Consider the following 22,144-nt stretch of genomic DNA (forward strand, 5'->3'; position numbering starts at 1 on the left):
GGGATAACAGGCTGATACCGCCCAAGAGTTCATATCGACGGCGGTGTTTGGCACCTCGATGTCGGCTCATCACATCCTGGGGCTGAAGCCGGTCCCAAGGGTATGGCTGTTCGCCATTTAAAGTGGTACGCGAGCTGGGTTTAGAACGTCGTGAGACAGTTCGGTCCCTATCTGCCGTGGACGTTTGAGATTTGAGAGGGGCTGACCTTAGTACGAGAGGACCGGGTTGGACGAACCTCTGGTGTTCCGGTTGTCACGCCAGTGGCACTGCCGGGTAGCTATGTTCGGAAAAGATAACCGCTGAAAGCATCTAAGCGGGAAACTTGCCTCAAGATGAGATCTCACTGGAGCCTTGAGCTCCCTGAAGGGCCGTCGAAGACTACGACGTTGATAGGCAGGGTGTGTAAGCGCTGTGAGGCGTTGAGCTAACCTGTACTAATTGCCCGTGAGGCTTGACCATATAACACCCAAACAATCTGCTGCTGACAGCAGAGGGTGTCGATGGTGAAGTCGACAAACCGAAAATTTGCGAGAGCTACAGGCCTGCGGCCTATGCCAAACGACTGTCACATACCCAATTCGCTGTAGCGGTTAACCCCGAGACAGCAACAAATTGCTTGACGACCATAGAGCGTTGGAACCACCTGATCCCATCCCGAACTCAGAAGTGAAACGACGCATCGCCGATGGTAGTGTGGTGCTTCACCATGTGAGAGTAGGTCATCGTCAAGCTCCTATACGAACGCCCTGATCAGGTCTCTGATCAGGGCGTTCTCTTTTGCGCGAAGAAAACCCGCTCGGCGGTGAGCGTCCCGAAGCGCAGACCACCGGGATGCAAGTCACCGGGGTGCCAGTCTGGCCATGCATCAAACTTCAATGCATAACCCCGGTCGCAGCAAGAGGCCGGGGTTTGTTCTTTGTGCGCGAAAAGTGATGTGAGGCGGTGATCTACGGGCCTTTTCTATGCAAGTCGTGGGCTCGTCGTTATCATTCCACCCTTGTTCGTGGCGGGGCCTGGCATGCTGGAATTGTTGAAACTTTTGCAGGATGGGCGTTTTCACTCCGGTGAGGCCTTGGGGGCAGCGCTGGGGGTGAGTCGTAGTGCCATCTGGAAACAGTTGCAGGGTCTGGAATCCGAATTCGGTATCGACATATTCAAGGTGCCGGGCAGGGGATATCGTTTGGCGTCGCCCATGATCTTGCTGGATTCCGAGATAATCGAGCGAGAGACGGCGGTTCTGGGCTGGCCGGTCGCCGTGTTGGCCGCTATCGACTCGACCAATGCTGAGGTGTTGCGCCGCCTCGATGGCGGCCGAGGGGCTCCTTTCGTTGTGCTTGCCGAGCGGCAGACCGCAGGGCGTGGTCGGCGCGGGCGTAGCTGGGCGAGTCCTTTCGCAGAGAACCTCTATTGCAGCCTGGCACTGCGCGTGGATGGCGGTATGCGCCAAGTAGAGGCGTTGAGTTTGACCGTTGGGCTGGCGGTTGCGCGTACATTGCAGGCCTGCGGTCTGGAGTCGGCCGGGCTCAAGTGGCCCAATGATGTACTGGTCGACGGACAAAAGATCGCAGGCGTCCTGTTGGAGCTTTCTGGTGACCCGGCCGATGTCTGTCACGTGGTGGTCGGCATTGGCGTCAACGTGAACATGGCGCTCGATGATTCGGGGGGTATCGATCAGCCCTGGACATCCATGCGTCGATGTCTCGGAGCGGCGATCGATCGAAACCTGCTGGCGGGGATGCTGCTGCGTCAGTTGGGTGGGTATCTGTCTCGCCACTTGCAGCACGGTTTCGCCGGTTTGCGCGACGAGTGGGAGTTGCTCCATCTGTGGCGAGGGCGCTCGGCGGCGTTGACGGCGGGCGATCATGTCACTCTTGGCGTGGTGCTCGGAGTGGATGAACGAGGCGCTATCTGTCTGAATGTCGATGGGGTCGAGCGCGCGTTTAGTGGTGGTGAGCTGAGCTTGAGGTTGCGCGATGATTCTTGAGCTCGACTGTGGCAACAGTTTCATCAAATGGCGGGTGATCGGCGCGGACGGTCTTGGGCGGGTCGGCGCCGGGATCGTCGACTCCGATGCACGCTTGTTTGCCGACCTGGCTGCGTTGCCGAATCCGCGCATTGATCGCTGCCGGCTGGTGAGCGTGCGCAGCGATGCGGAAACCGCCCAGCTGATAGACGAGCTGCGTGCAACCTATGACGTCAAGGTTGACTGCGTGCAGTCGGCCAGGCAGGTCGGGTCGGTACGCAACGGTTATGAAGACTATCAGCGGCTGGGGCTCGATCGCTGGTTAGCTGTGCTGGGCGCCTATCATCTCGGACAGCGCGCTTGTTTGGTGCTGGATCTAGGGACGGCGGTCACCGCTGATTGGATCTCGAGCGATGGCGTCCATCTTGGTGGTTTTATCTGTCCTGGTCTGCCCCTGATGCGTGACCAACTGAGTACTCACACGCGACGTATTCGCTATGACATGCAGGCGGCCGTGGCGGCCCTGCAGGAGCTGGAGCCCGGGCGCACCACGGCGCAGGCGGTGGAGCGTGGCTGTTTATTGATGCTGAGAGGCTTTGTCGCTGCCCAGTTCGCTGAGGCGCAGGCGCGCTTTCCTGAGGGTTTCGAGGTTTTTCTGACAGGGGGAGATGCCGAGCTGGTGCGGGATGTGGTGCCGGGCGCGCAGGTCGTTCCCGATCTGGTCTTTGTCGGGCTGGCGATTGCCTGTCCGTTGAATTGAGGCGCGGCATGCGTTGGATGCTACTTCTGCTCGTTCTGCTCAACGTCTTTTATTACGTTTGGCATCAGCAACAGCTGCCATTGCGTGCCAAGGAAGTGGCGCCGGTCAGCTCCTATCAGGGGGCGCGTAGGGATATTCGTCTGCTCAGCGAGGCTGAATCGCCGCCCGCCCGTCCCAGTGAGGCAGGGGTTGAGGGGGCGGCATCGACAGTCTGCCTGTTCCTGGGCAGTTTCGATGATGAATCGCAGGCCAGGGAGGTGGAGCAGCGGTTGCTCAGTCTGGATATCCGGGCGCAGGTGCGTGGTGTTGATGCTGCGGCCGGTGTCGAATACTGGGTTTATCTACCGCCGCTGGCATCGCGGCAGGCCTCGTTGCGGCAGTTGCGTGAACTGCAGGCACGGCGTATCGATAGCTACATCATTACGCAGGGCGATCTGGCTAACGGTATTTCGTTGGGCATATTCGCACGTAGTGATTCCGCAGACAGCGTCATGCAGCGCTTGCGTGAGGTGGGTTATGAGCCGCAGATGCGGGAGTTGTCGCGGGCGCACCGTAGCTTCTGGGTGCGCGTGGCTCCGGAAAGCCGGCGTCTTGCCGACGAGTTTCTGCTCGGTCGCCTGGCAGGTGATTTCGCTGGTTTGCAGCATCAAATAATGCCATGCGAAGGCGTTGCATTGCCTTAATACTTTGCATAGAATGGCGCCCGCTTCGCAGGGTGGTCATTGATGGTTCCCGACGGAGATGTTGTCAAAGTAGCTAACCTCACGATTTTAAATGAGAAAATGCTTGACAGCAGGGTGGCAGATCTAGAAAATGCCGCCTCACTTTGGAGGGGTTCCCGAGCGGCCAAAGGGATCAGACTGTAAATCTGACGTCATCGACTTCGAAGGTTCGAATCCTTCCCCCTCCACCAGATTCAGCGTGAGCTGCAAGCTCCGCGGGTATAGTTCAGTGGTAGAACCTCAGCCTTCCAAGCTGATGATGCGGGTTCGATTCCCGCTACCCGCTCCAGTTTGTGGTTGATGCGATAGAGTTTGGCTCATGTAGCTCAGCTGGTAGAGCACACCCTTGGTAAGGGTGAGGTCAGCGGTTCAAATCCGCTCATGAGCTCCATCTAATGAAGGCAGATATGAAAGTATCTGCCTTTGTTTTAATGGCGGCATGGCTTGCTCAATTCTTCGCTAGGAGACGGTCAAGATGGCTAAAGAGAAATTTGAACGTAACAAACCGCACGTCAACGTCGGCACCATCGGTCACGTTGACCACGGTAAAACCACTCTGACCGCTGCTCTGACCCGTGTGTGCTCCGAGGTTTTCGGTTCCGCTCGCGTTGATTTCGACAAGATCGACAGCGCCCCGGAAGAAAAGGCTCGTGGTATCACCATCAACACTGCGCACGTAGAGTACGACTCCAACATTCGTCACTACGCGCACGTTGACTGCCCGGGCCACGCCGACTACGTGAAGAACATGATCACCGGCGCTGCCCAGATGGATGGCGCGATCCTGGTCTGCTCGGCTGCCGACGGCCCCATGCCGCAAACCCGTGAACACATCCTGCTGTCCCGTCAGGTTGGCGTACCCTACATCGTCGTATTCCTGAACAAGGCCGACATGGTTGACGACGCCGAGCTGCTGGAGCTGGTCGAGATGGAAGTTCGCGACCTGCTGAGCACCTACGATTTCCCGGGCGACGACACCCCGATCATCATCGGCTCCGCTCTGATGGCGCTGAACGGTCAGGACGACAACGAGCTGGGCACCACTGCCGTCAAGAAGCTGGTCGAGACTCTGGATACCTACATCCCTGAGCCGGTTCGTGCCATCGATCGTCCGTTCCTGATGCCGATCGAAGACGTGTTCTCGATCTCCGGTCGCGGCACCGTGGTAACCGGTCGTGTCGAGCGTGGTATCGTCAAGATCCAGGAAGAAATCGAGATCGTTGGTCTGCGTCCGACCACCAAGACCACCTGCACCGGCGTGGAAATGTTCCGCAAGCTGCTGGACGAAGGTCGTGCTGGCGAGAACTGCGGCGTGCTGCTGCGCGGCACCAAGCGTGATGAAGTCGAGCGTGGTCAGGTTCTGGCCAAGCCGGGCACCATCAAGCCGCACACCAAGTTCGAAGCTGAAGTGTACGTGCTGTCCAAGGAAGAAGGTGGTCGTCACACCCCGTTCTTCAAGGGCTACCGTCCGCAGTTCTACTTCCGTACCACCGACGTGACTGGTTCGTGCGAACTGCCGGAAGGCGTTGAGATGGTAATGCCGGGCGACAACATCAAGATGGTTGTCACCCTGATCAAGCCGATCGCCATGGAAGACGGCCTGCGCTTCGCGATCCGCGAAGGCGGTCGTACCGTCGGCGCCGGCGTGGTTGCCAAGATCATCGAGTAATCGGTTGATCTGTTCCTCTCAGGCCGGCATAATGGTCGGCCTGATTTTGATTTAGGTCAGTAGCTCAATTGGCAGAGCGGCGGTCTCCAAAACCGCAGGTTGGGGGTTCGATTCCCTCCTGACCTGCCATTTTCTAACGAATCTGGCACGTCTTTCACAGGATCCTCTCGAATGAATGTTAAGGCTGAAGCCAAAGACTCTCGCTTTGATCTGGTCAAGTGGCTGATTGTCGCTGCCCTGGTTGTAGTGGGTGTGGTCGGTAATCAGTACTTTTCTGCGGAGCCGATTCTGTATCGCGTCCTCGGTCTGTTGGTGTTGGCGGTCCTGGCGGGTGTGGTTGCCCTGCAGACTGCTCGCGGTCAGGCCTTTGCGGTGCTGTTGAAAGAGGCGCGTGTCGAGATTCGTAAAGTTGTTTGGCCGACCCGCCAGGAAACCACGCAGACCACGCTGATCGTCGTGGCGGTGGTGTTGGTGATGGCGTTGCTGTTGTGGGGGCTCGATTCCCTGCTCGGTTGGCTTGTTTCCCTGATTGTTGGTTAAGGGTGTCCCGTGGCTAAGCGTTGGTACGTCGTGCATGCTTACTCGGGTTACGAGAAGCATGTCATGCGCTCGCTGATCGAGCGCGTCAAGCTGGCTGGTATGGAAGACGACTTTGGCGAGATTCTCGTGCCCACTGAAGAAGTGGTCGAGATGCGCAATGGTCAGAAGCGCAAGAGCGAGCGCAAATTCTTCCCCGGCTATGTCCTGGTGCAGATGGAAATGAACGAGGCGACTTGGCACCTGATCAAGGATACGCCGCGTGTCATGGGCTTTATCGGTGGTACTGCCGACAAGCCGGCGCCGATCACCGAGAAAGAAGCCGAAGCCATTCTGCGCCGTGTTGCCGATAGCGGCGACAAGCCCAAGCCGAAGACGCTGTTCGAGCCGGGTGAGATGGTGCGTGTGGTCGATGGCCCGTTCGCCGATTTCGGTGGCGTGGTCGAAGAAGTGAATTACGAGAAAAGCCGCATCCAGGTTGCTGTGACCATCTTCGGTCGCTCCACCCCGGTCGAGCTGGAGTTCAGTCAGGTCGAGAAGGCATAACTGACATAAGCATCCCCCACCCCGCAGCCTTAGGCTGCGGGGTTTTGTCGTCACTGGGATAAATGCGTAAGTAACCCGGGGAGCCGTCAGGCGTTCGAACCCGAAAATGGAGTAGCTAATGGCTAAGAAAATTCAGGCTTATATCAAGCTGCAGGTTAAAGCCGGTCAGGCAAACCCGTCGCCGCCCGTGGGTCCCGCTCTGGGTCAGCACGGCGTGAACATCATGGAATTCTGCAAGGCGTTCAACGCCAAGACTCAGGGCATGGAACCTGGTCTGCCGACCCCTGTGATCATCACCGTTTACAGCGACCGCAGCTTCACCTTTGAAACCAAGAGCACCCCGGCATCGGTGCTGCTGAAGAAGGCCGCCGGCCTGACCAGCGGTTCCGCTCGTCCGAACACCGTGAAAGTAGGCACCGTTACCCGTGCTCAGCTGGAAGAGATCGCCAAGACCAAGCAGGCCGATCTGACTGCCGCTGACCTGGATGCGGCCGTGCGCACCATCGCCGGCTCCGCTCGTAGCATGGGCCTGAACGTGGAGGGTGTGTAATGGCTAAGTTGACCAAGCGCCAAAAGGCCATCGCGGCCAAGGTTGAAGCCGGCAAGGCCTACACCTTCGAAGAAGCTGCCGGCCTGCTGGCCGAGCTGTCTGCCGTCAAGTTCACCGAGTCCTTCGACGTCGCCGTGAACCTGGGCGTAGACCCGCGTAAATCCGACCAGGTTGTACGTGGCGCCACCGTGCTGCCGAACGGCACTGGCAAGACTGTACGCGTTGCCGTGTTCACCCAGGGTCCGGGCGCTGAAGCCGCTCTGGCTGCCGGTGCTGACAAGGTTGGTATGGACGATCTGGCTGCCGAAATGAAGGCCGGTGATCTGAACTACGACGTGGTCATCGCCTCCCCGGACGCCATGCGTGTCGTTGGCCAGCTGGGCCAGGTACTGGGCCCGCGCGGTCTGATGCCGAACCCGAAAGTCGGCACCGTTACCCCGGACGTCGCCACTGCCGTCAAGAACGCCAAGGCTGGTCAGGTACGTTTCCGTACCGACAAGAACGGCATCATCCACACCTCCGTTGGCAAGGTCGGCTTCGAAGCCGCCGCGCTGAAGCAGAACGTGGAAGCCCTGCTGGCTGACCTGAAGCGTCTGAAGCCGTCCACTTCCAAAGGTATCTACGTCAAGCGCGTGACCCTGAGCACCACCATGGGTCCGGGTCTGGTCATCGATCAGGCTTCGCTCGACGCGTAAGTGATTGGGTCGGTGGCGTGCGCGCTGCCGGCCTTGAAAGATTGGGGTCCCTGCCTGGCGGGGGCTATCCAAGACCGTAGGTGGCGCAAGCCTTAAACCCGGGGAGCGATCCTCGGCAGCCTACGCAGATGGTGCTCCCGATTCTACCGAATCAGACACCAAAACGCCGTCCGGTCTTTGCCGGACGAAACGGTAACATCCAGGAGTAAACCCGTGGCAATTAAACTCGAAGACAAGAAGGCCATCGTCGCTGAAGTCAACGAGGCTGCCAAAGCCGGTCTGTCCGCTGTCGTGGCTGATGCCCGTGGCGTGACCGTCGGCGCAATGACCGGACTCCGTAAAGAGGCCCGTGCGGCTGGTGTGTACGTGAAAGTCGTGCGTAACACCCTGCTGCGCCGCGCCGTTGAAGGCACTCAGTTCGACGTGCTCAACGACGTGTTCAAAGGCCCGACCCTGATCGCGTTCTCCAATGAACATCCGGGCGCTGCTGCCCGTATCTTCAAGGAATTCGCCAAGGGTCAGGACAAGTTCGAGATCAAGGCAGCTGCGTTCGAGGGCCAGTTCCTCGCAGCCAATCAGATCGACGTTCTGGCTACCCTGCCGACCTACAACGAAGCTATTGCCCAGCTGATGAGCGTGATGCAAGGCGCCACCAGCAAGTTCGTTCGTACTCTGGCAGCTGTTCGCGACCAGAAAGAAGGCGCTGCCGCCTAATCCAGGCGCATCTCCCTTTCTACGTTATTTGTTTAATTCGATGGCCGCGTAGGCTGTCACCCCAATACAGGAATTAGAGTCATGGCTCTGACCAACGAAGACATCATCAACGCCGTTTCCGAAATGTCCGTGATGCAGGTTGTTGAACTGATCAAGGCAATGGAAGAGAAGTTCGGCGTTACTGCCGCTGCCGCTGTTGCTGCCGGCCCTGCCGCTGCTGCCGCTGTAGTCGAAGAGCAGACCGAGTTCAACGTCGTTCTGGCCGAAGCCGGCGACAAGAAAGTGAACGTGATCAAGGCTGTTCGCGAGCTGACCGGTCTGGGTCTGAAGGAAGCCAAGGAGAAGGTCGACACCGCTCCTCAGGTCATCGCTGAAGGCCTGAGCAAAGAAGCTGCTGAAGACGCCAAGAAGAAGCTGGAAGAAGCTGGCGCCAAGGTCGAGCTCAAGTAAGTTCGCATCTTGCGTCTACAGCCCGAGCGACTCGCGTAAGGCTGACGGCTGGTGGCTTTTGCCACCGGCCTTTTTCCGTTCTAGGTCGGCTGTTCGGCAGTCGACCTGGGGCCGAAAGACCCGCCTATCGAGGCGGCCGCAAACCGAGGGTTTGCACGATTTTCTGGTCATCGCCGCCGGCGCTGGCCAAACAAGCAGGTGACCAAGCTGGGGAACGCTGATGGCTTACTCATACACTGAGAAAAAACGTATCCGCAAGGACTTTAGCAAGTTGCCGGATGTCATGGATGTGCCTTACCTCCTGGCCATCCAGCTGGATTCGTACCGCGAATTCCTGCAGCAAGGAGTGAGCAAGGAGCAGTTCCGCGACATCGGCCTGCACGCGGCCTTCAAGTCCGTATTCCCGATCATCAGCTATTCCGGCAACGCCGCTCTGGAATACGTCGGCTATCGCCTGGGCGAGCCGGCGTTCGACGTCAAGGAGTGCGTCCTGCGTGGCGTGACCTTCGCCGTGCCGCTGCGCGTGAAAGTGCGCCTGATCATTTTCGACAAAGAATCGTCGAACAAAGCGATCAAGGACATCAAAGAGCAGGAAGTGTACATGGGCGAGATTCCGCTCATGACCGAGAACGGTACCTTCGTCATTAACGGTACCGAGCGCGTGATCGTCTCCCAGCTGCACCGCTCCCCGGGTGTGTTCTTCGACCACGACCGTGGCAAGACCCACAGCTCCGGCAAGCTGCTGTACTCCGCTCGCATCATTCCCTACCGCGGCTCCTGGCTGGACTTCGAGTTCGACCCGAAGGACGCCGTGTTCGTGCGTATCGACCGTCGCCGCAAACTGCCGGCGTCCGTCCTGCTGCGCGCGCTCGGCTACAGCACCGAGGAGGTGCTGGACGCCTTCTACGACACCAACGTGTTCCACGTTAAGAACGAAAGCCTGAGCCTGGAGCTGGTGCCCCAGCGCCTGCGCGGCGAAGTCGCCGTCCTCGACATCAAGGACGCCAGCGGCAAGGTGATCGTGGAGCAGGGCCGTCGTATCACCGCCCGCCACATCAACCAGCTGGACAAGGCTGGTATCAAGGAGCTGGAAGTTCCGCTCGACTACGTCATTGGCCGTACCACCGCCAAGGCCATCGTGCACCCGGCTACCGGCGAGATCATCGCCGAATGCAACACCGAGCTGACCGCCGACCTGCTGGTCAAGATGGCCAAGGCCCGGGTGGTGCGCTTCGAGACCCTGTACACCAACGACATCGATTGCGGTCCGTTCATCTCCGACACCCTGAAGATCGACAGCACCACCAATCAGCTGGAAGCGCTGGTCGAGATCTACCGCATGATGCGTCCCGGCGAGCCGCCAACCAAGGATGCCGCCGAGACCCTGTTCAACAACCTGTTCTTCAGCGCCGAGCGTTACGACCTGTCCGCCGTTGGCCGCATGAAGTTCAACCGTCGTATCGGCCGCACCGAGATCGAAGGTTCGGGCGTGCTGAGCCGCGAAGACATCGTCGACGTGCTCAAGACCCTGGTCGACATCCGTAACGGCAAAGGCATCGTCGACGACATCGACCACCTGGGTAACCGTCGCGTGCGTTGCGTCGGCGAGATGGCCGAGAACCAGTTCCGCGTAGGCCTGGTGCGTGTCGAGCGCGCGGTCAAGGAACGCCTGTCGATGGCCGAAAGTGAAGGCCTGATGCCGCAGGACCTGATCAATGCCAAGCCGGTTGCGGCGGCGGTGAAGGAGTTCTTCGGTTCCAGCCAGCTCTCGCAGTTCATGGACCAGAACAACCCGCTCTCCGAGATCACCCACAAGCGCCGCGTCTCCGCACTCGGCCCGGGCGGTCTGACCCGTGAGCGCGCCGGCTTCGAGGTCCGCGACGTACACCCGACCCACTACGGTCGCGTGTGCCCGATCGAAACCCCGGAAGGTCCGAACATCGGTCTGATCAACTCGCTGGCGGCCTACGCCCGCACCAACCAGTACGGTTTCCTCGAGAGCCCGTACCGCGTGGTGAAGGACACCCTGGTCACCGACGAGATCGTGTTCCTGTCCGCCATCGAAGAAGCCGATCACGTGATCGCCCAGGCCTCGGCCCTGATGAACGACAAGAACCAGCTGATCGACGAACTGGTGGCCGTGCGTCACCTCAACGAATTCACCGTGAAGGCGCCGGAAGACGTCACCCTCATGGACGTTTCGCCGAAGCAGGTGGTCTCCGTCGCAGCCTCGTTGATTCCGTTCCTCGAGCACGACGACGCCAACCGTGCACTCATGGGCTCGAACATGCAGCGTCAGGCCGTGCCGACCCTGCGCGCCGACAAGCCGCTGGTCGGCACCGGCATGGAGCGCAACGTCGCCCGTGACTCCGGCGTCTGCGTCGTGGCTCGCCGTGGCGGTGTGATCGACTCGGTCGACGCCAGCCGCATCGTGGTACGGGTCAACGATGACGAAGTCGAAACCGGTGAAGCCGGTGTCGACATCTACAACCTGACCAAGTACACCCGCTCCAACCAGAATACCTGCATCAACCAGCGTCCGCTGGTGAGCAAGGGCGATCAGGTTGCGCGTGGCGACATCATGGCCGACGGCCCGTCCACCGACATGGGTGAACTGGCGCTGGGTCAGAACATGCGCGTGGCGTTCATGCCGTGGAACGGCTTCAACTTCGAAGACTCCATCTGCCTGTCCGAGCGCGTGGTTCAGGAAGACCGCTTCACCACCATCCACATCCAGGAACTGACCTGTGTGGCGCGTGACACCAAGCTCGGCCCAGAGGAAATCTCTTCGGACATCCCGAACGTCGGTGAGGCCGCGCTGAACAAGCTGGACGAAGCCGGTATCGTTTATGTGGGTGCCGAAGTCGGCCCGGGCGACATCCTGGTCGGCAAGGTCACCCCGAAAGGCGAGACTCAGCTGACTCCGGAAGAGAAGCTGCTGCGTGCGATCTTCGGTGAGAAGGCATCCGACGTGAAGGACACTTCCCTGCGCGTGCCGACCGGCACCAAGGGTACCGTCATCGACGTGCAGGTGTTCACCCGTGACGGCGTGGAGCGCGACTCGCGCGCCCTGTCGATCGAGAAGATGCAGCTCGACGAGATTCGCAAGGACCTCAACGAGGAGTTCCGCATCGTCGAAGGCGCGACCTTCGAGCGTCTGCGTTCCGCTCTGGTTGGCGCGACTGCCGAAGGCGGCGCCGGCCTGAAGAAAGGCGCGGTGATCACCGACGAGTTCCTCGACGGCCTCGAGCGGGGTCAGTGGTTCAAGCTGCGCATGGCCGACGACGCGCTGAACGAGCAGCTGGAGAAGGCCCAGGCCTACATCTCTGACCGCCGTCAGATGCTCGACGACAAGTTCGAAGACAAGAAGCGCAAGCTGCAGCAGGGCGATGACCTGGCGCCGGGCGTACTGAAGATCGTCAAGGTCTACCTGGCCATCCGCCGTCGCATCCAGCCGGGTGACAAGATGGCCGGTCGTCACGGTAACAAGGGTGTGGTCTCGGTGATCATGCCGGTCGAAGACATGCCGCATGACGCCAACGGCACGCCGGTGGACATCGTACTGAACCCGCTGGGCGTACCCTCGCGTATGAACGTCGGGCAGATCCTCGAAACCCACCTGGGCCTCGCGGCCAAGGGCCTGGGCGAGAAGATCAACCGCATGCTCGAAGAGCAGCGCAAGGTTGCCGAACTGCGCAAGTTCCTCACCGAGATCTACAACGAAATCGGTGGTCGTCAGGAAAACCTCGAAGAGTTCTCCGACAACGAGATCCTCGAGCTGGCGAAGAACCTCAAGGGCGGCGTGCCGATGGCGACTGCCGTGTTCGACGGAGCCAAGGAAACCGAGATCAAGGCCATGCTGAAGCTGGCCGATCTGCCGGAAAGCGGCCAGATGCGCCTGTTCGATGGCCGTACCGGCAACCAGTTCGAGCGCCCGACCACCGTCGGCTACATGTACATGCTCAAACTGAACCACCTGGTGGACGACAAGATGCACGCGCGTTCCACTGGTTCCTACAGCCTGGTTACCCAGCAGCCGCTGGGTGGTAAGGCGCAGTTCGGTGGTCAGCGTTTCGGGGAGATGGAGGTCTGGGCGCTGGAAGCCTACGGCGCCGCCTACACCCTGCAGGAAATGCTGACCGTGAAGTCGGACGACGTGAACGGCCGTACCAAGATGTACAAGAACATCGTGGATGGCGATCACCGCATGGAGCCGGGCATGCCCGAGTCCTTCAACGTGTTGATCAAAGAGATCCGTTCGCTCGGCATCGATATCGATCTGGAAACCGAATAACACGACGTGAATCGGCAGCGGGGCTGATCCAGCCCGCTGCCCGCTCCGCCAGGAGGAAAGGCCTTGAAAGACCTACTGAATTTGCTGAAAAACCAGGGTCAGATCGAAGAGTTCGACGCCATCCGTATCGGGTTGGCCTCGCCTGAGATGATCCGTTCGTGGTCGTTCGGTGAAGTTAAGAAACCGGAAACCATCAACTACCGTACCTTCAAGCCCGAGCGCGACGGCCTGTTCTGCGCCAAGATCTTCGGCCCGGTCAAGGACTACGAGTGCCTGTGCGGCAAGTACAAGCGCCTCAAGCACCGCGGCGTGATCTGCGAGAAGTGCGGCGTTGAAGTGGCCCTGGCCAAGGTTCGTCGTGAGCGCATGGCGCACATCGAACTGGCCTCGCCGGTCGCCCACATCTGGTTCCTCAAGTCGCTGCCGAGCCGTATCGGCCTGCTGATGGACATGACCCTGCGTGACATCGAGCGCGTGCTCTATTTCGAGAGCTACGTGGTTATCGACCCGGGCATGACCACCCTGGAGAAGGGCCAGCTGCTGAACGACGAGCAGTACTTCGAAGCCCTCGAAGAGTTCGGTGACGACTTCGACGCCCGCATGGGCGCCGAGGCCGTGCGCGAGCTGCTGCACGCCATCGACCTGGATCACGAGATCGGCCGCCTGCGCGAAGAGATTCCGCAGACCAACTCCGAGACCAAGATCAAGAAGCTGTCCAAGCGTCTGAAGCTGATGGAAGCCTTCAAGGACTCCGGCAACCTGCCCGAGTGGATGGTGCTGACCGTTCTGCCGGTTCTGCCGCCGGATCTGCGTCCGCTGGTACCGCTGGATGGTGGCCGCTTCGCGACTTCCGATCTGAACGATCTGTACCGCCGCGTGATCAACCGTAACAACCGTCTCAAGCGCCTGCTCGATCTGTCGGCGCCGGACATCATCGTGCGCAACGAAAAGCGCATGCTGCAGGAAGCGGTCGATGCCCTGCTCGACAACGGCCGTCGCGGTCGCGCCATCACTGGCTCGAACAAGCGTCCGCTGAAGTCGCTGGCCGACATGATCAAGGGTAAGCAAGGTCGCTTCCGTCAGAACCTGCTCGGTAAGCGCGTGGACTACTCCGGTCGTTCGGTTATTACCGTCGGCCCGACCCTGCGTCTGCACCAGTGCGGTCTGCCGAAGAAGATGGCCCTGGAGCTGTTCAAGCCGTTCATTTTCGGCAAGCTGGAAATGCGTGGTCTGGCGACCACCATCAAGGCCGCCAAGAAGATGGTCGAGCGCGAGCTGCCGGAAGTGTGGGACGTGCTCGCTGAAGTGATTCGCGAACACCCCGTACTGCTCAACCGTGCGCCGACCCTGCACCGTCTGGGTATCCAGGCGTTCGAGCCGGTCCTGATCGAAGGTAAAGCGATCCAGCTGCACCCGCTGGTCTGCGCCGCGTACAACGCCGACTTCGACGGTGACCAGATGGCCGTTCACGTGCCGCTGACCCTGGAAGCCCAGCTGGAAGCGCGCGCGCTGATGATGTCGACCAACAACATCCTCTCGCCCGCCAACGGCGAGCCGATCATCGTGCCGTCGCAGGACGTGGTACTGGGTCTGTATTACATGACCCGTGAGGCGGTGAACGCCAAGGGCGAAGGTCGCGTGTTCGCCGACCTGCAGGAAGTCGACCGCGTGTTCCGCGCCGGCGAAGCGTCCCTGCACGCCCGGGTGAAAGTGCGTATCAACGAAACCGTCAAGGAAAAAGACGGCTCGATCACCAAGAACACCCGCATCGTCGACACCACTGTCGGCCGTGCGCTGCTGTTCCAGATCGTACCGGCCGGCCTGTCCTATGACGTGGTCAACCAGTCGATGAAGAAGAAGGCGATCTCCAAGCTGATCAACCAGTGCTACCGCACCGTTGGTCTGAAGGACACCGTGATCTTCGCCGACCAGCTGATGTACACCGGTTTCGCCTACTCGACCATCTCCGGTGTGTCGATCGGCGTGAACGACTTCGTCATCCCGGACGAGAAGGCGCGCATCATCGACGCCGCCACCGAGGAAGTGAAGGAAATCGAATCGCAGTACGCCTCCGGCCTGGTCACCCAGGGCGAGAAGTACAACAAGGTGATCGACCTGTGGTCGAAGGCCAACGACGAAGTGTCCAAGGCGATGATGGCCAACCTCTCGAAAGAGCCGGTGGTCGATCGCGAAGGCAAGACCGTCGAGCAGGAGTCATTCAACTCCATGTACATGATGGCGGACTCCGGTGCGCGTGGTAGCGCCGCCCAGATCCGTCAGCTGGCCGGTATGCGTGGTCTGATGGCCAAGCCGGACGGTTCCATCATCGAAACGCCGATCACCGCGAACTTCCGTGAAGGTCTGTCGGTACTGCAGTACTTCATCTCCACCCACGGTGCTCGTAAAGGTCTGGCGGATACCGCACTGAAGACCGCGAACTCCGGTTACCTGACCCGTCGTCTGGTGGACGTGGCCCAGGATCTGGTGGTGACCGAGATCGACTGCGGCACCGAGCACGGCCTGCTGATGACTCCGCACATCGAAGGCGGCGACGTGGTCGAGCCGCTGGGTGAGCGCGTGCTGGGTCGAGTGATCGCCAAGGACGTGTTCAAGCCGGGCACCGAGGACGTCATCGTTCCGGCCGGTACCCTGATCGACGAGAAGTGGGTCGAGTTCATCGAGCTGAACAGCGTCGACGAAGTCGTCGTGCGTTCGCCGATCACCTGCGAAACCCGTTACGGCATCTGCGCCAAGTGCTACGGTCGCGACCTGGCTCGCGGTCACCAGGTCAACATCGGTGAGGCGGTCGGCGTTATCGCAGCCCAGTCCATCGGTGAGCCGGGTACCCAGCTGACCATGCGTACCTTCCACATCGGTGGTGCCGCAAGCCGTACCTCGGCTGCCGACAGCGTCCAGGTGAAGAACGGTGGTGCGATCCGCCTGCACAACCTCAAGCACGTCGAGCGTCTGGACGGCAACCTGGTAGCGGTGTCCCGTTCCGGCGAGCTGGCCGTGGCCGACGAGTTCGGTCGCGAGCGCGAGCGCTACAAGCTGCCCTACGGTGCCGTGATTTCGGTGAAGGAAGGCGACAAGGTCGACGCTGGCGCGATCGTCGCCAAGTGGGATCCGCACACCCACCCGATCGTGACCGAAATGAAGGGTACCGTGACCTTCGTCGGCATGGAGGAGGGCATCACCATCAAGCGTCAGACCGACGAACTGACCGGTCTGACCAACATCGAGGTGCTCGATCCGAAGGATCGTCCGGCCGCCGGCAAGGACATCCGTCCGGCCATCAAGCTGGTCGACGCCAACGGCAAGGAGCTGCTGCTGCCGGGTACCGACGTACCGGCCCAGTACTTCCTGCCGGCCAACGCCCTGGTCGGCGTTGCCGACGGTGCGCAGATCGCGGTCGGTGACGTTATCGCCCGTATCCCGCAGGAAACCTCGAAGACCCGCGACATCACCGGTGGTCTGCCGCGCGTTGCCGACCTGTTCGAAGCCCGTCGTCCGAAGGAAGCTTCGATCCTGGCGGAAATCAGCGGCACCATCAGCTTCGGCAAGGAGACCAAGGGCAAGCGCCGTCTGGTCATCACCCCGACCGATGGCAGCGATCCGTACGAGGAGCTGATTCCGAAGTGGCGTCACCTGAACGTGTTCGAAGGTGAACAGGTGAACCGCGGCGAAGTGATCTCCGACGGTCCGAGCGATCCGCACGACATCCTGCGCCTGCTGGGTGTCAGCGCGCTGGCCAAGTACATCGTCAACGAGATCCAGGACGTCTACCGTCTGCAGGGCGTGAAGATCAACGACAAGCACATCGAGACCATCCTGCGTCAAATGCTGCGCAAGGTCGAAGTGACCGAGTCCGGCGATTCGTCCTTCATCAAGGGCGACCAGATGGAGCTCACCCAGGTGCTGGGCGAGAACGAGCGCCTGGCCGAAGAGGACAAGTTCGTCGCCAAGTACACCCGCGTACTGCTGGGTATCACCAAGGCGTCGCTGTCCACCGAGTCGTTCATCTCGGCGGCCTCCTTCCAGGAGACCACCCGCGTCCTCACCGAGGCGGCGGTTACCGGCAAGCGCGACTACCTGCGTGGTCTGAAAGAGAACGTGGTCGTGGGTCGCCTGATCCCGGCCGGTACCGGTCTGGCCTATCACAGCGAGCGCAAGCGCAAGCGTGATGCCGACAAGCCGGTACGTGTCAGCGCCAGTGAAGTGGAAGCCGCACTGACCGAAGCGCTGAACTCCAGCGGAAATTGAGTCGAAGCCCTGCCGGTTCGCCGGCGGGGCTTTGCCTTGACTGGGGGCGGGAGTCTCTTTAGACTCATGCACCCCTAAATTTGGCAGGGCGTCCAGCTCTGCCATCTTTGTTTATGTCGAAAGACAACAGTGGAGCTAGTAGATGGCAACTATCAACCAGCTGGTACGTCAGCCGCGCAAGCGTATCGTCGAGAAATCCGACGTGCCTGCGCTGCAGAACTGCCCGCAGCGCCGTGGCGTGTGCACCCGCGTGTACACCACCACGCCGAAAAAACCTAACTCGGCACTGCGTAAAGTATGCCGTGTGCGTCTGACCAACGGTTTCGAGGTTTCCTCGTACATCGGTGGTGAAGGCCACAACCTGCAAGAGCACAGCGTGGTGCTGATCCGTGGCGGTCGTGTAAAGGACCTTCCGGGTGTGCGTTACCACACCGTGCGCGGTTCGCTGGATACCTCCGGCGTCAAAGACCGTAAGCAGGGTCGTTCCAAGTACGGTACCAAGCGTCCGAAGTAAGGCCGCCTGATCTTTTTATTTAGTTGAGTCGATAAGAGTAAGGTCGGGCGCGGCAACCGCCGTTGGTCCCGGGCTAACCTGAAGACCGTTTGAGGGCTTATCAATGCCAAGACGTCGTGTAGCAGCAAAGCGTGAGATCCTGGACGATCCGAAGTACGGAAGCCAGATCCTCGCCAAATTCATGAACCACGTGATGGAAAGCGGCAAGAAGGCCGTGGCCGAGCGCATCGTTTACGGTGCACTGGACACTGTCAAGGCGCGCAAGAACACCGATCCCCTGGAGATCTTCGAGAAAGCTCTCGACGCCATCGCTCCGCTGGTCGAAGTCAAGTCCCGCCGTGTCGGCGGTGCTACCTACCAGGTTCCGGTCGAAGTTCGTCCGTCCCGTCGTAACGCCCTGGCCATGCGCTGGCTGGTGGACTACGCGCGCAAGCGCGGTGAGAAGTCCATGGCCCTGCGCCTGGCTGGTGAGTTGCTGGATGCTGCTGAAGGCAAGGGCGCTGCCGTCAAGAAGCGCGAAGACGTGCACCGTATGGCTGAAGCCAACAAGGCTTTCTCGCACTACCGCTTCTAATTCCGGCTCCACTAACTTTGCGAGGGCTTTATGGCTCGTACTACAGCAATTAACCGCTACCGTAACATCGGTATCTGTGCCCACGTTGATGCGGGCAAGACCACCACTACCGAGCGGATCCTGTTCTACACAGGCCTGAGCCACAAGATGGGCGAGGTGCATGATGGCGCCGCGACCACCGACTGGATGGTTCAGGAGCAGGAGCGTGGTATCACCATCACTTCTGCTGCGATCACCACCTTCTGGGAAGGTTCTCGTCGTCAGTACGACAAGTATCGCGTGAACGTCATCGACACCCCCGGCCACGTCGACTTCACCATCGAAGTGGAGCGCTCGCTGCGCGTGCTCGACGGCGCTGTCGTGGTGTTCTGCGGTACCTCCGGTGTCGAGCCGCAGTCCGAAACCGTATGGCGTCAGGCCAACAAGTACGGCGTTCCGCGTATTGTCTACGTGAACAAGATGGACCGTCAGGGCGCCAACTTCCTGCGTGTCGTCGGTCAGATCAAGAATCGTCTGGGTCACACCCCGGTTCCGATTCAGATCGCCATCGGCGCGGAAGAGAACTTCGAGGGTCAGGTCGACCTGATCAAGATGAAGGCGATCTACTGGAACGACGACGACAAGGGCACCACCTATCGCGAGGAAGAAATTCCTGCCGAGCTGCTGGACCTGGCCAACGAATGGCGTTCCAACATGGTCGAGGCTGCTGCCGAAGCCAACGAAGAGCTGATGAACAAGTACCTCGAAGAGGGTGACCTCTCTGCCGAGGAGATCAAAGCCGGCCTGCGTCAGCGCACCCTGGCCAGCGAGATCGTTCCGGCCGTTTGCGGTTCGTCCTTCAAGAACAAGGGCGTGCCCCTGGTTCTCGACGCCGTGATCGACTTCCTGCCTGCTCCGACTGAAATCCCCGCGATCCAGGGTATCCACCCGGATCACGTCGACGATGGCGACCAGGCTCCGAAGAGCGAGCGTCATGCCGACGACAACGAGCCGTTCTCGGCTCTGGCGTTCAAGATCGCTACCGACCCGTTCGTCGGTACCCTGACCTTCGTTCGCGTCTACTCGGGCGTGCTCGAGTCCGGTCAGTCGGTCATCAACTCGGTCAAGGGCAAGAAAGAGCGCGTTGGTCGTATGGTGCAGATGCACGCCAACCAGCGTGAAGAGATCAAGGAAGTACGCGCTGGCGACATCGCTGCTCTGATCGGCATGAAGGACGTCACCACCGGTGAAACCCTGTGCGATCCGGACAAGCCGATCATCCTCGAGCGCATGGACTTCCCGGAACCGGTTATCTCGGTAGCTGTAGAGCCGAAGACCAAGGCCGACCAGGAGAAGATGGGTATCGCGCTGGGCAAGCTGGCCCAGGAAGACCCGTCGTTCCGCGTCAAGACCGACGAAGAGACTGGTCAGACCATCATCTCCGGTATGGGTGAGCTGCACCTGGACATTCTCGTTGACCGCATGAAGCGCGAATTCAACGTCGAGGCCAACATCGGCAAGCCGCAGGTTTCCTACCGTGAAACCATCACCAAGGACAATGTCGAGATCGAAGGCAAGTTCGTTCGTCAGTCCGGTGGTCGCGGTCAGTTCGGTCATTGCTGGATTCGTTTCTCGACTCCGGACGTGGACGACAAGGGCAACATCACCGAAGGTCTGGTGTTCACCAACGAAGTCGTGGGTGGTGTGGTTCCGAAGGAATACATCCCGGCGATCCAGAAGGGTATCGAAGAGCAGATGAAGAACGGCGTCGTTGCCGGCTATCCGCTGATCGGCCTGAAGGCTACCGTGTTCGATGGTTCCTACCACGACGTCGACTCCAACGAGATGGCGTTCAAGATCGCCGCCTCCATGGCGACCAAGCAGCTGGCCCAGAAGGGCGGTGGTAAGGTGCTTGAGCCGATCATGAAGGTGGAAGTGGTAACTCCCGAGGACTACATGGGTGACGTGATGGGTGACCTGAACCGTCGTCGTGGTCTGATCCAGGGTATGGAAGATTCGGTGTCCGGTAAGGTAATCCGTGCCGAAGTTCCGCTGGGCGAGATGTTTGGTTACGCTACCGACGTTCGCTCCATGTCCCAGGGTCGCGCCAGCTACTCCATGGAATTCTCCAAGTACGCCGAAGCTCCGTCGAACATCGTCGAAGCGCTGGTTAAAAAACAAGGCTAATCCCGCCCTTTAAGTAAGAGGTTTACTGTCGTGGCTAAGGAAAAATTCGAACGTAACAAACCGCACGTCAACGTCGGCACCATCGGTCACGTTGACCACGGTAAAACCACTCTGACCGCTGCTCTGACCCGTGTGTGCTCCGAGGTTTTCGGTTCCGCTCGCGTTGATTTCGACAAGATCGACAGCGCCCCGGAAGAAAAGGCTCGTGGTATCACCATCAACACCGCGCACGTAGAGTACGACTCCAACATTCGTCACTACGCGCACGTTGACTGCCCGGGCCACGCCGACTACGTGAAGAACATGATCACTGGTGCTGCCCAGATGGACGGCGCGATCCTGGTCTGCTCGGCTGCCGACGGCCCCATGCCGCAAACCCGTGAACACATCCTGCTGTCCCGTCAGGTTGGCGTACCCTACATCGTCGTGTTCCTGAACAAGGCCGACATGGTTGACGACGCCGAGCTGCTGGAGCTGGTCGAAATGGAAGTTCGCGACCTGCTGAGCACCTACGATTTCCCGGGCGACGACACCCCGATCATCATCGGCTCCGCGCTGATGGCGCTGAACGGTCAGGACGACAACGAGCTGGGCACCACTGCCGTCAAGAAGCTGGTCGAGACTCTGGATACCTACATCCCTGAGCCGGTTCGTGCCATCGATCGTCCGTTCCTGATGCCGATCGAAGACGTGTTCTCGATCTCCGGTCGCGGCACCGTGGTAACCGGTCGTGTCGAGCGCGGTATCGTCAAGATCCAGGAAGAAATCGAGATCGTTGGTCTGCGTCCGACCACCAAGACCACCTGCACCGGCGTGGAAATGTTCCGCAAGCTGCTGGACGAAGGTCGTGCTGGCGAGAACTGCGGCGTGCTGCTGCGCGGCACCAAGCGTGATGAAGTCGAGCGTGGTCAGGTTCTGGCCAAGCCGGGCACCATCAAGCCGCACACCAAGTTCGAAGCTGAAGTGTACGTGCTGTCCAAGGAAGAAGGTGGTCGTCACACCCCGTTCTTCAAGGGCTACCGTCCGCAGTTCTACTTCCGTACCACCGACGTGACTGGTTCGTGCGAACTGCCGGAAGGCGTTGAGATGGTAATGCCGGGCGACAACATCAAGATGGTTGTCACCCTGATCAAGCCGATCGCCATGGAAGACGGCCTGCGCTTCGCGATCCGCGAAGGCGGTCGTACCGTCGGCGCCGGCGTGGTTGCCAAGATCATCGAGTAATCGACGATCCGCTTGAGAGAAAAGGGCCCTTCGGGGCCCTTTTCTTTTGAACTGGTTAAAAGTTGACACCCTCTGGGGGCATCCGTACAATTGCGCCTCCTTTCGGCGGGCGTAGTCCGTCCGCAGGGATTAGCAGCTTGGAATCTGAGGTCAAAATGCAAAACCAACAAATCCGTATTCGGTTGAAGGCTTTTGACCATCGCCTGATCGATCAATCTACCCAGGAAATCGTGGAAACCGCGAAACGTACTGGTGCTCAGGTGCGTGGTCCGATTCCTCTGCCTACTCGTAAGGAGCGGTACACCGTTCTGATTTCCCCGCACGTCAACAAGGACGCGCGCGATCAGTACGAAATCCGCACTCATAAGCGTGTTCTGGACATCGTCCAGCCGACGGACAAGACCGTCGATGCGCTGATGAAGCTCGACCTTGCGGCAGGCGTGGAAGTGCAGATCAGCCTCGGCTAAAACCTGGCGGTTTTAGTCGTGTAACGCTCTGAAAT

Annotated in this window: 17 protein-coding genes, 4 tRNA genes and 2 rRNA genes (1 of these 23 running past the window's edge); all 23 read left to right on the forward strand. The window is 59.9% G+C overall.

Translation table 11 applies throughout. The annotated features are described in order from the left end of the window. Positions 1 to 460 (forward strand): 23S ribosomal RNA (locus ACUTAF_RS00020) (it extends 2,432 nt beyond the left edge of the window). A 156-nt stretch (positions 461 to 616) separates the two neighbouring features. Next, positions 617 to 732, forward strand: a 5S ribosomal RNA gene (rrf, locus tag ACUTAF_RS00025). Positions 733 to 1,019: 287 nt separating this feature from the next. After that, the gene (birA, locus tag ACUTAF_RS00030) at positions 1,020 to 1,985 is read left to right on the forward strand and encodes a bifunctional biotin--[acetyl-CoA-carboxylase] ligase/biotin operon repressor BirA (RefSeq protein ID WP_445578086.1); all 966 of its coding nucleotides are present in this window, start codon (positions 1,020 to 1,022) and stop codon (positions 1,983 to 1,985) included. Further along, on the forward strand, positions 1,975 to 2,724 hold the full coding sequence (locus ACUTAF_RS00035; RefSeq protein ID WP_445578087.1) for a pantothenate kinase: 750 nt from the start codon (positions 1,975 to 1,977) through the stop codon (positions 2,722 to 2,724). Before birA ends, ACUTAF_RS00035 begins: the two co-directional genes overlap by 11 nt. Positions 2,725 to 2,732: 8 nt before the next feature. After that, positions 2,733 to 3,407 (forward strand): SPOR domain-containing protein, encoded by a 675-nt coding sequence (locus ACUTAF_RS00040; RefSeq protein ID WP_445578088.1) that lies wholly within the window; start codon positions 2,733 to 2,735, stop codon positions 3,405 to 3,407. A gap of 145 nt (positions 3,408 to 3,552) precedes the next feature. Continuing rightward, positions 3,553 to 3,637 (forward strand) — tRNA-Tyr (locus ACUTAF_RS00045). Between the two features lie 24 nt (positions 3,638 to 3,661). Then, a tRNA-Gly gene (locus ACUTAF_RS00050) sits at positions 3,662 to 3,735 on the forward strand. A gap of 26 nt (positions 3,736 to 3,761) precedes the next feature. Next, positions 3,762 to 3,837, forward strand: a tRNA-Thr gene (locus ACUTAF_RS00055). An 84-nt stretch (positions 3,838 to 3,921) separates the two neighbouring features. Then, positions 3,922 to 5,115 (forward strand): elongation factor Tu, encoded by a 1,194-nt coding sequence (gene tuf, locus ACUTAF_RS00060; protein WP_445578089.1) that lies wholly within the window; start codon positions 3,922 to 3,924, stop codon positions 5,113 to 5,115. A 53-nt stretch (positions 5,116 to 5,168) separates the two neighbouring features. Then, a tRNA-Trp gene (locus tag ACUTAF_RS00065) sits at positions 5,169 to 5,244 on the forward strand. A gap of 42 nt (positions 5,245 to 5,286) precedes the next feature. Further along, a complete protein-coding gene (gene secE, locus ACUTAF_RS00070; protein WP_445578090.1) occupies positions 5,287 to 5,655 on the forward strand; it encodes a preprotein translocase subunit SecE in 369 nt (122 codons plus the stop codon). Positions 5,656 to 5,664: 9 nt separating this feature from the next. Next, positions 5,665 to 6,198: a transcription termination/antitermination protein NusG gene (gene nusG / locus ACUTAF_RS00075; protein ID WP_004373446.1), complete on the forward strand. Its 534-nt coding sequence runs from the start codon at positions 5,665 to 5,667 to the stop codon at positions 6,196 to 6,198. 118 nt (positions 6,199 to 6,316) lie between these two features. Continuing rightward, positions 6,317 to 6,748 carry a 50S ribosomal protein L11 gene (rplK, locus tag ACUTAF_RS00080; protein WP_004373444.1) on the forward strand — a complete coding sequence of 144 codons (432 nt, stop codon included), beginning with the start codon at positions 6,317 to 6,319 and terminating at the stop codon, positions 6,746 to 6,748. Next, positions 6,748 to 7,443 carry a 50S ribosomal protein L1 gene (rplA, locus tag ACUTAF_RS00085; protein WP_197855609.1) on the forward strand — a complete coding sequence of 232 codons (696 nt, stop codon included), beginning with the start codon at positions 6,748 to 6,750 and terminating at the stop codon, positions 7,441 to 7,443. Before rplK ends, rplA begins: the two co-directional genes overlap by 1 nt. Positions 7,444 to 7,656: 213 nt before the next feature. Continuing rightward, a complete protein-coding gene (gene rplJ / locus ACUTAF_RS00090; RefSeq protein WP_021445869.1) occupies positions 7,657 to 8,157 on the forward strand; it encodes a 50S ribosomal protein L10 in 501 nt (166 codons plus the stop codon). Between the two features lie 81 nt (positions 8,158 to 8,238). Beyond that, the gene (gene rplL / locus ACUTAF_RS00095; protein WP_445578091.1) at positions 8,239 to 8,607 is read left to right on the forward strand and encodes a 50S ribosomal protein L7/L12; all 369 of its coding nucleotides are present in this window, start codon (positions 8,239 to 8,241) and stop codon (positions 8,605 to 8,607) included. Positions 8,608 to 8,827: 220 nt separating this feature from the next. Further along, positions 8,828 to 12,901 carry a DNA-directed RNA polymerase subunit beta gene (gene rpoB / locus ACUTAF_RS00100; RefSeq protein WP_445578092.1) on the forward strand — a complete coding sequence of 1,358 codons (4,074 nt, stop codon included), beginning with the start codon at positions 8,828 to 8,830 and terminating at the stop codon, positions 12,899 to 12,901. 63 nt (positions 12,902 to 12,964) lie between these two features. Next, positions 12,965 to 17,164 (forward strand): DNA-directed RNA polymerase subunit beta', encoded by a 4,200-nt coding sequence (gene rpoC, locus ACUTAF_RS00105; RefSeq protein ID WP_445578093.1) that lies wholly within the window; start codon positions 12,965 to 12,967, stop codon positions 17,162 to 17,164. Between the two features lie 142 nt (positions 17,165 to 17,306). Continuing rightward, positions 17,307 to 17,678 carry a 30S ribosomal protein S12 gene (rpsL, locus tag ACUTAF_RS00110; RefSeq protein WP_003463319.1) on the forward strand — a complete coding sequence of 124 codons (372 nt, stop codon included), beginning with the start codon at positions 17,307 to 17,309 and terminating at the stop codon, positions 17,676 to 17,678. A gap of 103 nt (positions 17,679 to 17,781) precedes the next feature. Further along, positions 17,782 to 18,252 carry a 30S ribosomal protein S7 gene (gene rpsG, locus ACUTAF_RS00115; protein WP_021445873.1) on the forward strand — a complete coding sequence of 157 codons (471 nt, stop codon included), beginning with the start codon at positions 17,782 to 17,784 and terminating at the stop codon, positions 18,250 to 18,252. Between the two features lie 30 nt (positions 18,253 to 18,282). Next, positions 18,283 to 20,418: an elongation factor G gene (gene fusA / locus ACUTAF_RS00120; protein ID WP_445578094.1), complete on the forward strand. Its 2,136-nt coding sequence runs from the start codon at positions 18,283 to 18,285 to the stop codon at positions 20,416 to 20,418. Between the two features lie 30 nt (positions 20,419 to 20,448). After that, entirely contained in the window at positions 20,449 to 21,642 is a 1,194-nt protein-coding gene (gene tuf, locus ACUTAF_RS00125; protein WP_445578089.1) for an elongation factor Tu, read from the forward strand. Between the two features lie 155 nt (positions 21,643 to 21,797). Further along, positions 21,798 to 22,109, forward strand: a complete 312-nt coding sequence (gene rpsJ / locus ACUTAF_RS00130; RefSeq protein ID WP_003243886.1) for a 30S ribosomal protein S10 — start codon at positions 21,798 to 21,800, stop codon at positions 22,107 to 22,109. Positions 22,110 to 22,144: the final 35 nt, after the last annotated feature.

This window comes from Pseudomonas sp. SP16.1 (genome assembly GCF_052682975.1).

What these genes read in the sequence shown, in the direction of transcription:
- rpoB (WP_445578092.1), top strand. Translation starts at nt 8,828, where the DNA reads ATGGCTTACTCATACACTGAGAAAAAACGTATCCGCAAGGACTTTAGC.
- rplA (WP_197855609.1), top strand. Translation starts at nt 6,748, where the DNA reads ATGGCTAAGTTGACCAAGCGCCAAAAGGCCATCGCGGCCAAGGTTGAA.
- ACUTAF_RS00040 (WP_445578088.1), top strand. Translation starts at nt 2,733, where the DNA reads ATGCGTTGGATGCTACTTCTGCTCGTTCTGCTCAACGTCTTTTATTAC.
- rpsJ (WP_003243886.1), top strand. Translation starts at nt 21,798, where the DNA reads ATGCAAAACCAACAAATCCGTATTCGGTTGAAGGCTTTTGACCATCGC.
- ACUTAF_RS00035 (WP_445578087.1), top strand. Translation starts at nt 1,975, where the DNA reads ATGATTCTTGAGCTCGACTGTGGCAACAGTTTCATCAAATGGCGGGTG.
- rpsG (WP_021445873.1), top strand. Translation starts at nt 17,782, where the DNA reads ATGCCAAGACGTCGTGTAGCAGCAAAGCGTGAGATCCTGGACGATCCG.
- rpsL (WP_003463319.1), top strand. Translation starts at nt 17,307, where the DNA reads ATGGCAACTATCAACCAGCTGGTACGTCAGCCGCGCAAGCGTATCGTC.
- tuf (WP_445578089.1), top strand. Translation starts at nt 3,922, where the DNA reads ATGGCTAAAGAGAAATTTGAACGTAACAAACCGCACGTCAACGTCGGC.
- fusA (WP_445578094.1), top strand. Translation starts at nt 18,283, where the DNA reads ATGGCTCGTACTACAGCAATTAACCGCTACCGTAACATCGGTATCTGT.
- birA (WP_445578086.1), top strand. Translation starts at nt 1,020, where the DNA reads ATGCTGGAATTGTTGAAACTTTTGCAGGATGGGCGTTTTCACTCCGGT.
- secE (WP_445578090.1), top strand. Translation starts at nt 5,287, where the DNA reads ATGAATGTTAAGGCTGAAGCCAAAGACTCTCGCTTTGATCTGGTCAAG.
- rplK (WP_004373444.1), top strand. Translation starts at nt 6,317, where the DNA reads ATGGCTAAGAAAATTCAGGCTTATATCAAGCTGCAGGTTAAAGCCGGT.
- rplL (WP_445578091.1), top strand. Translation starts at nt 8,239, where the DNA reads ATGGCTCTGACCAACGAAGACATCATCAACGCCGTTTCCGAAATGTCC.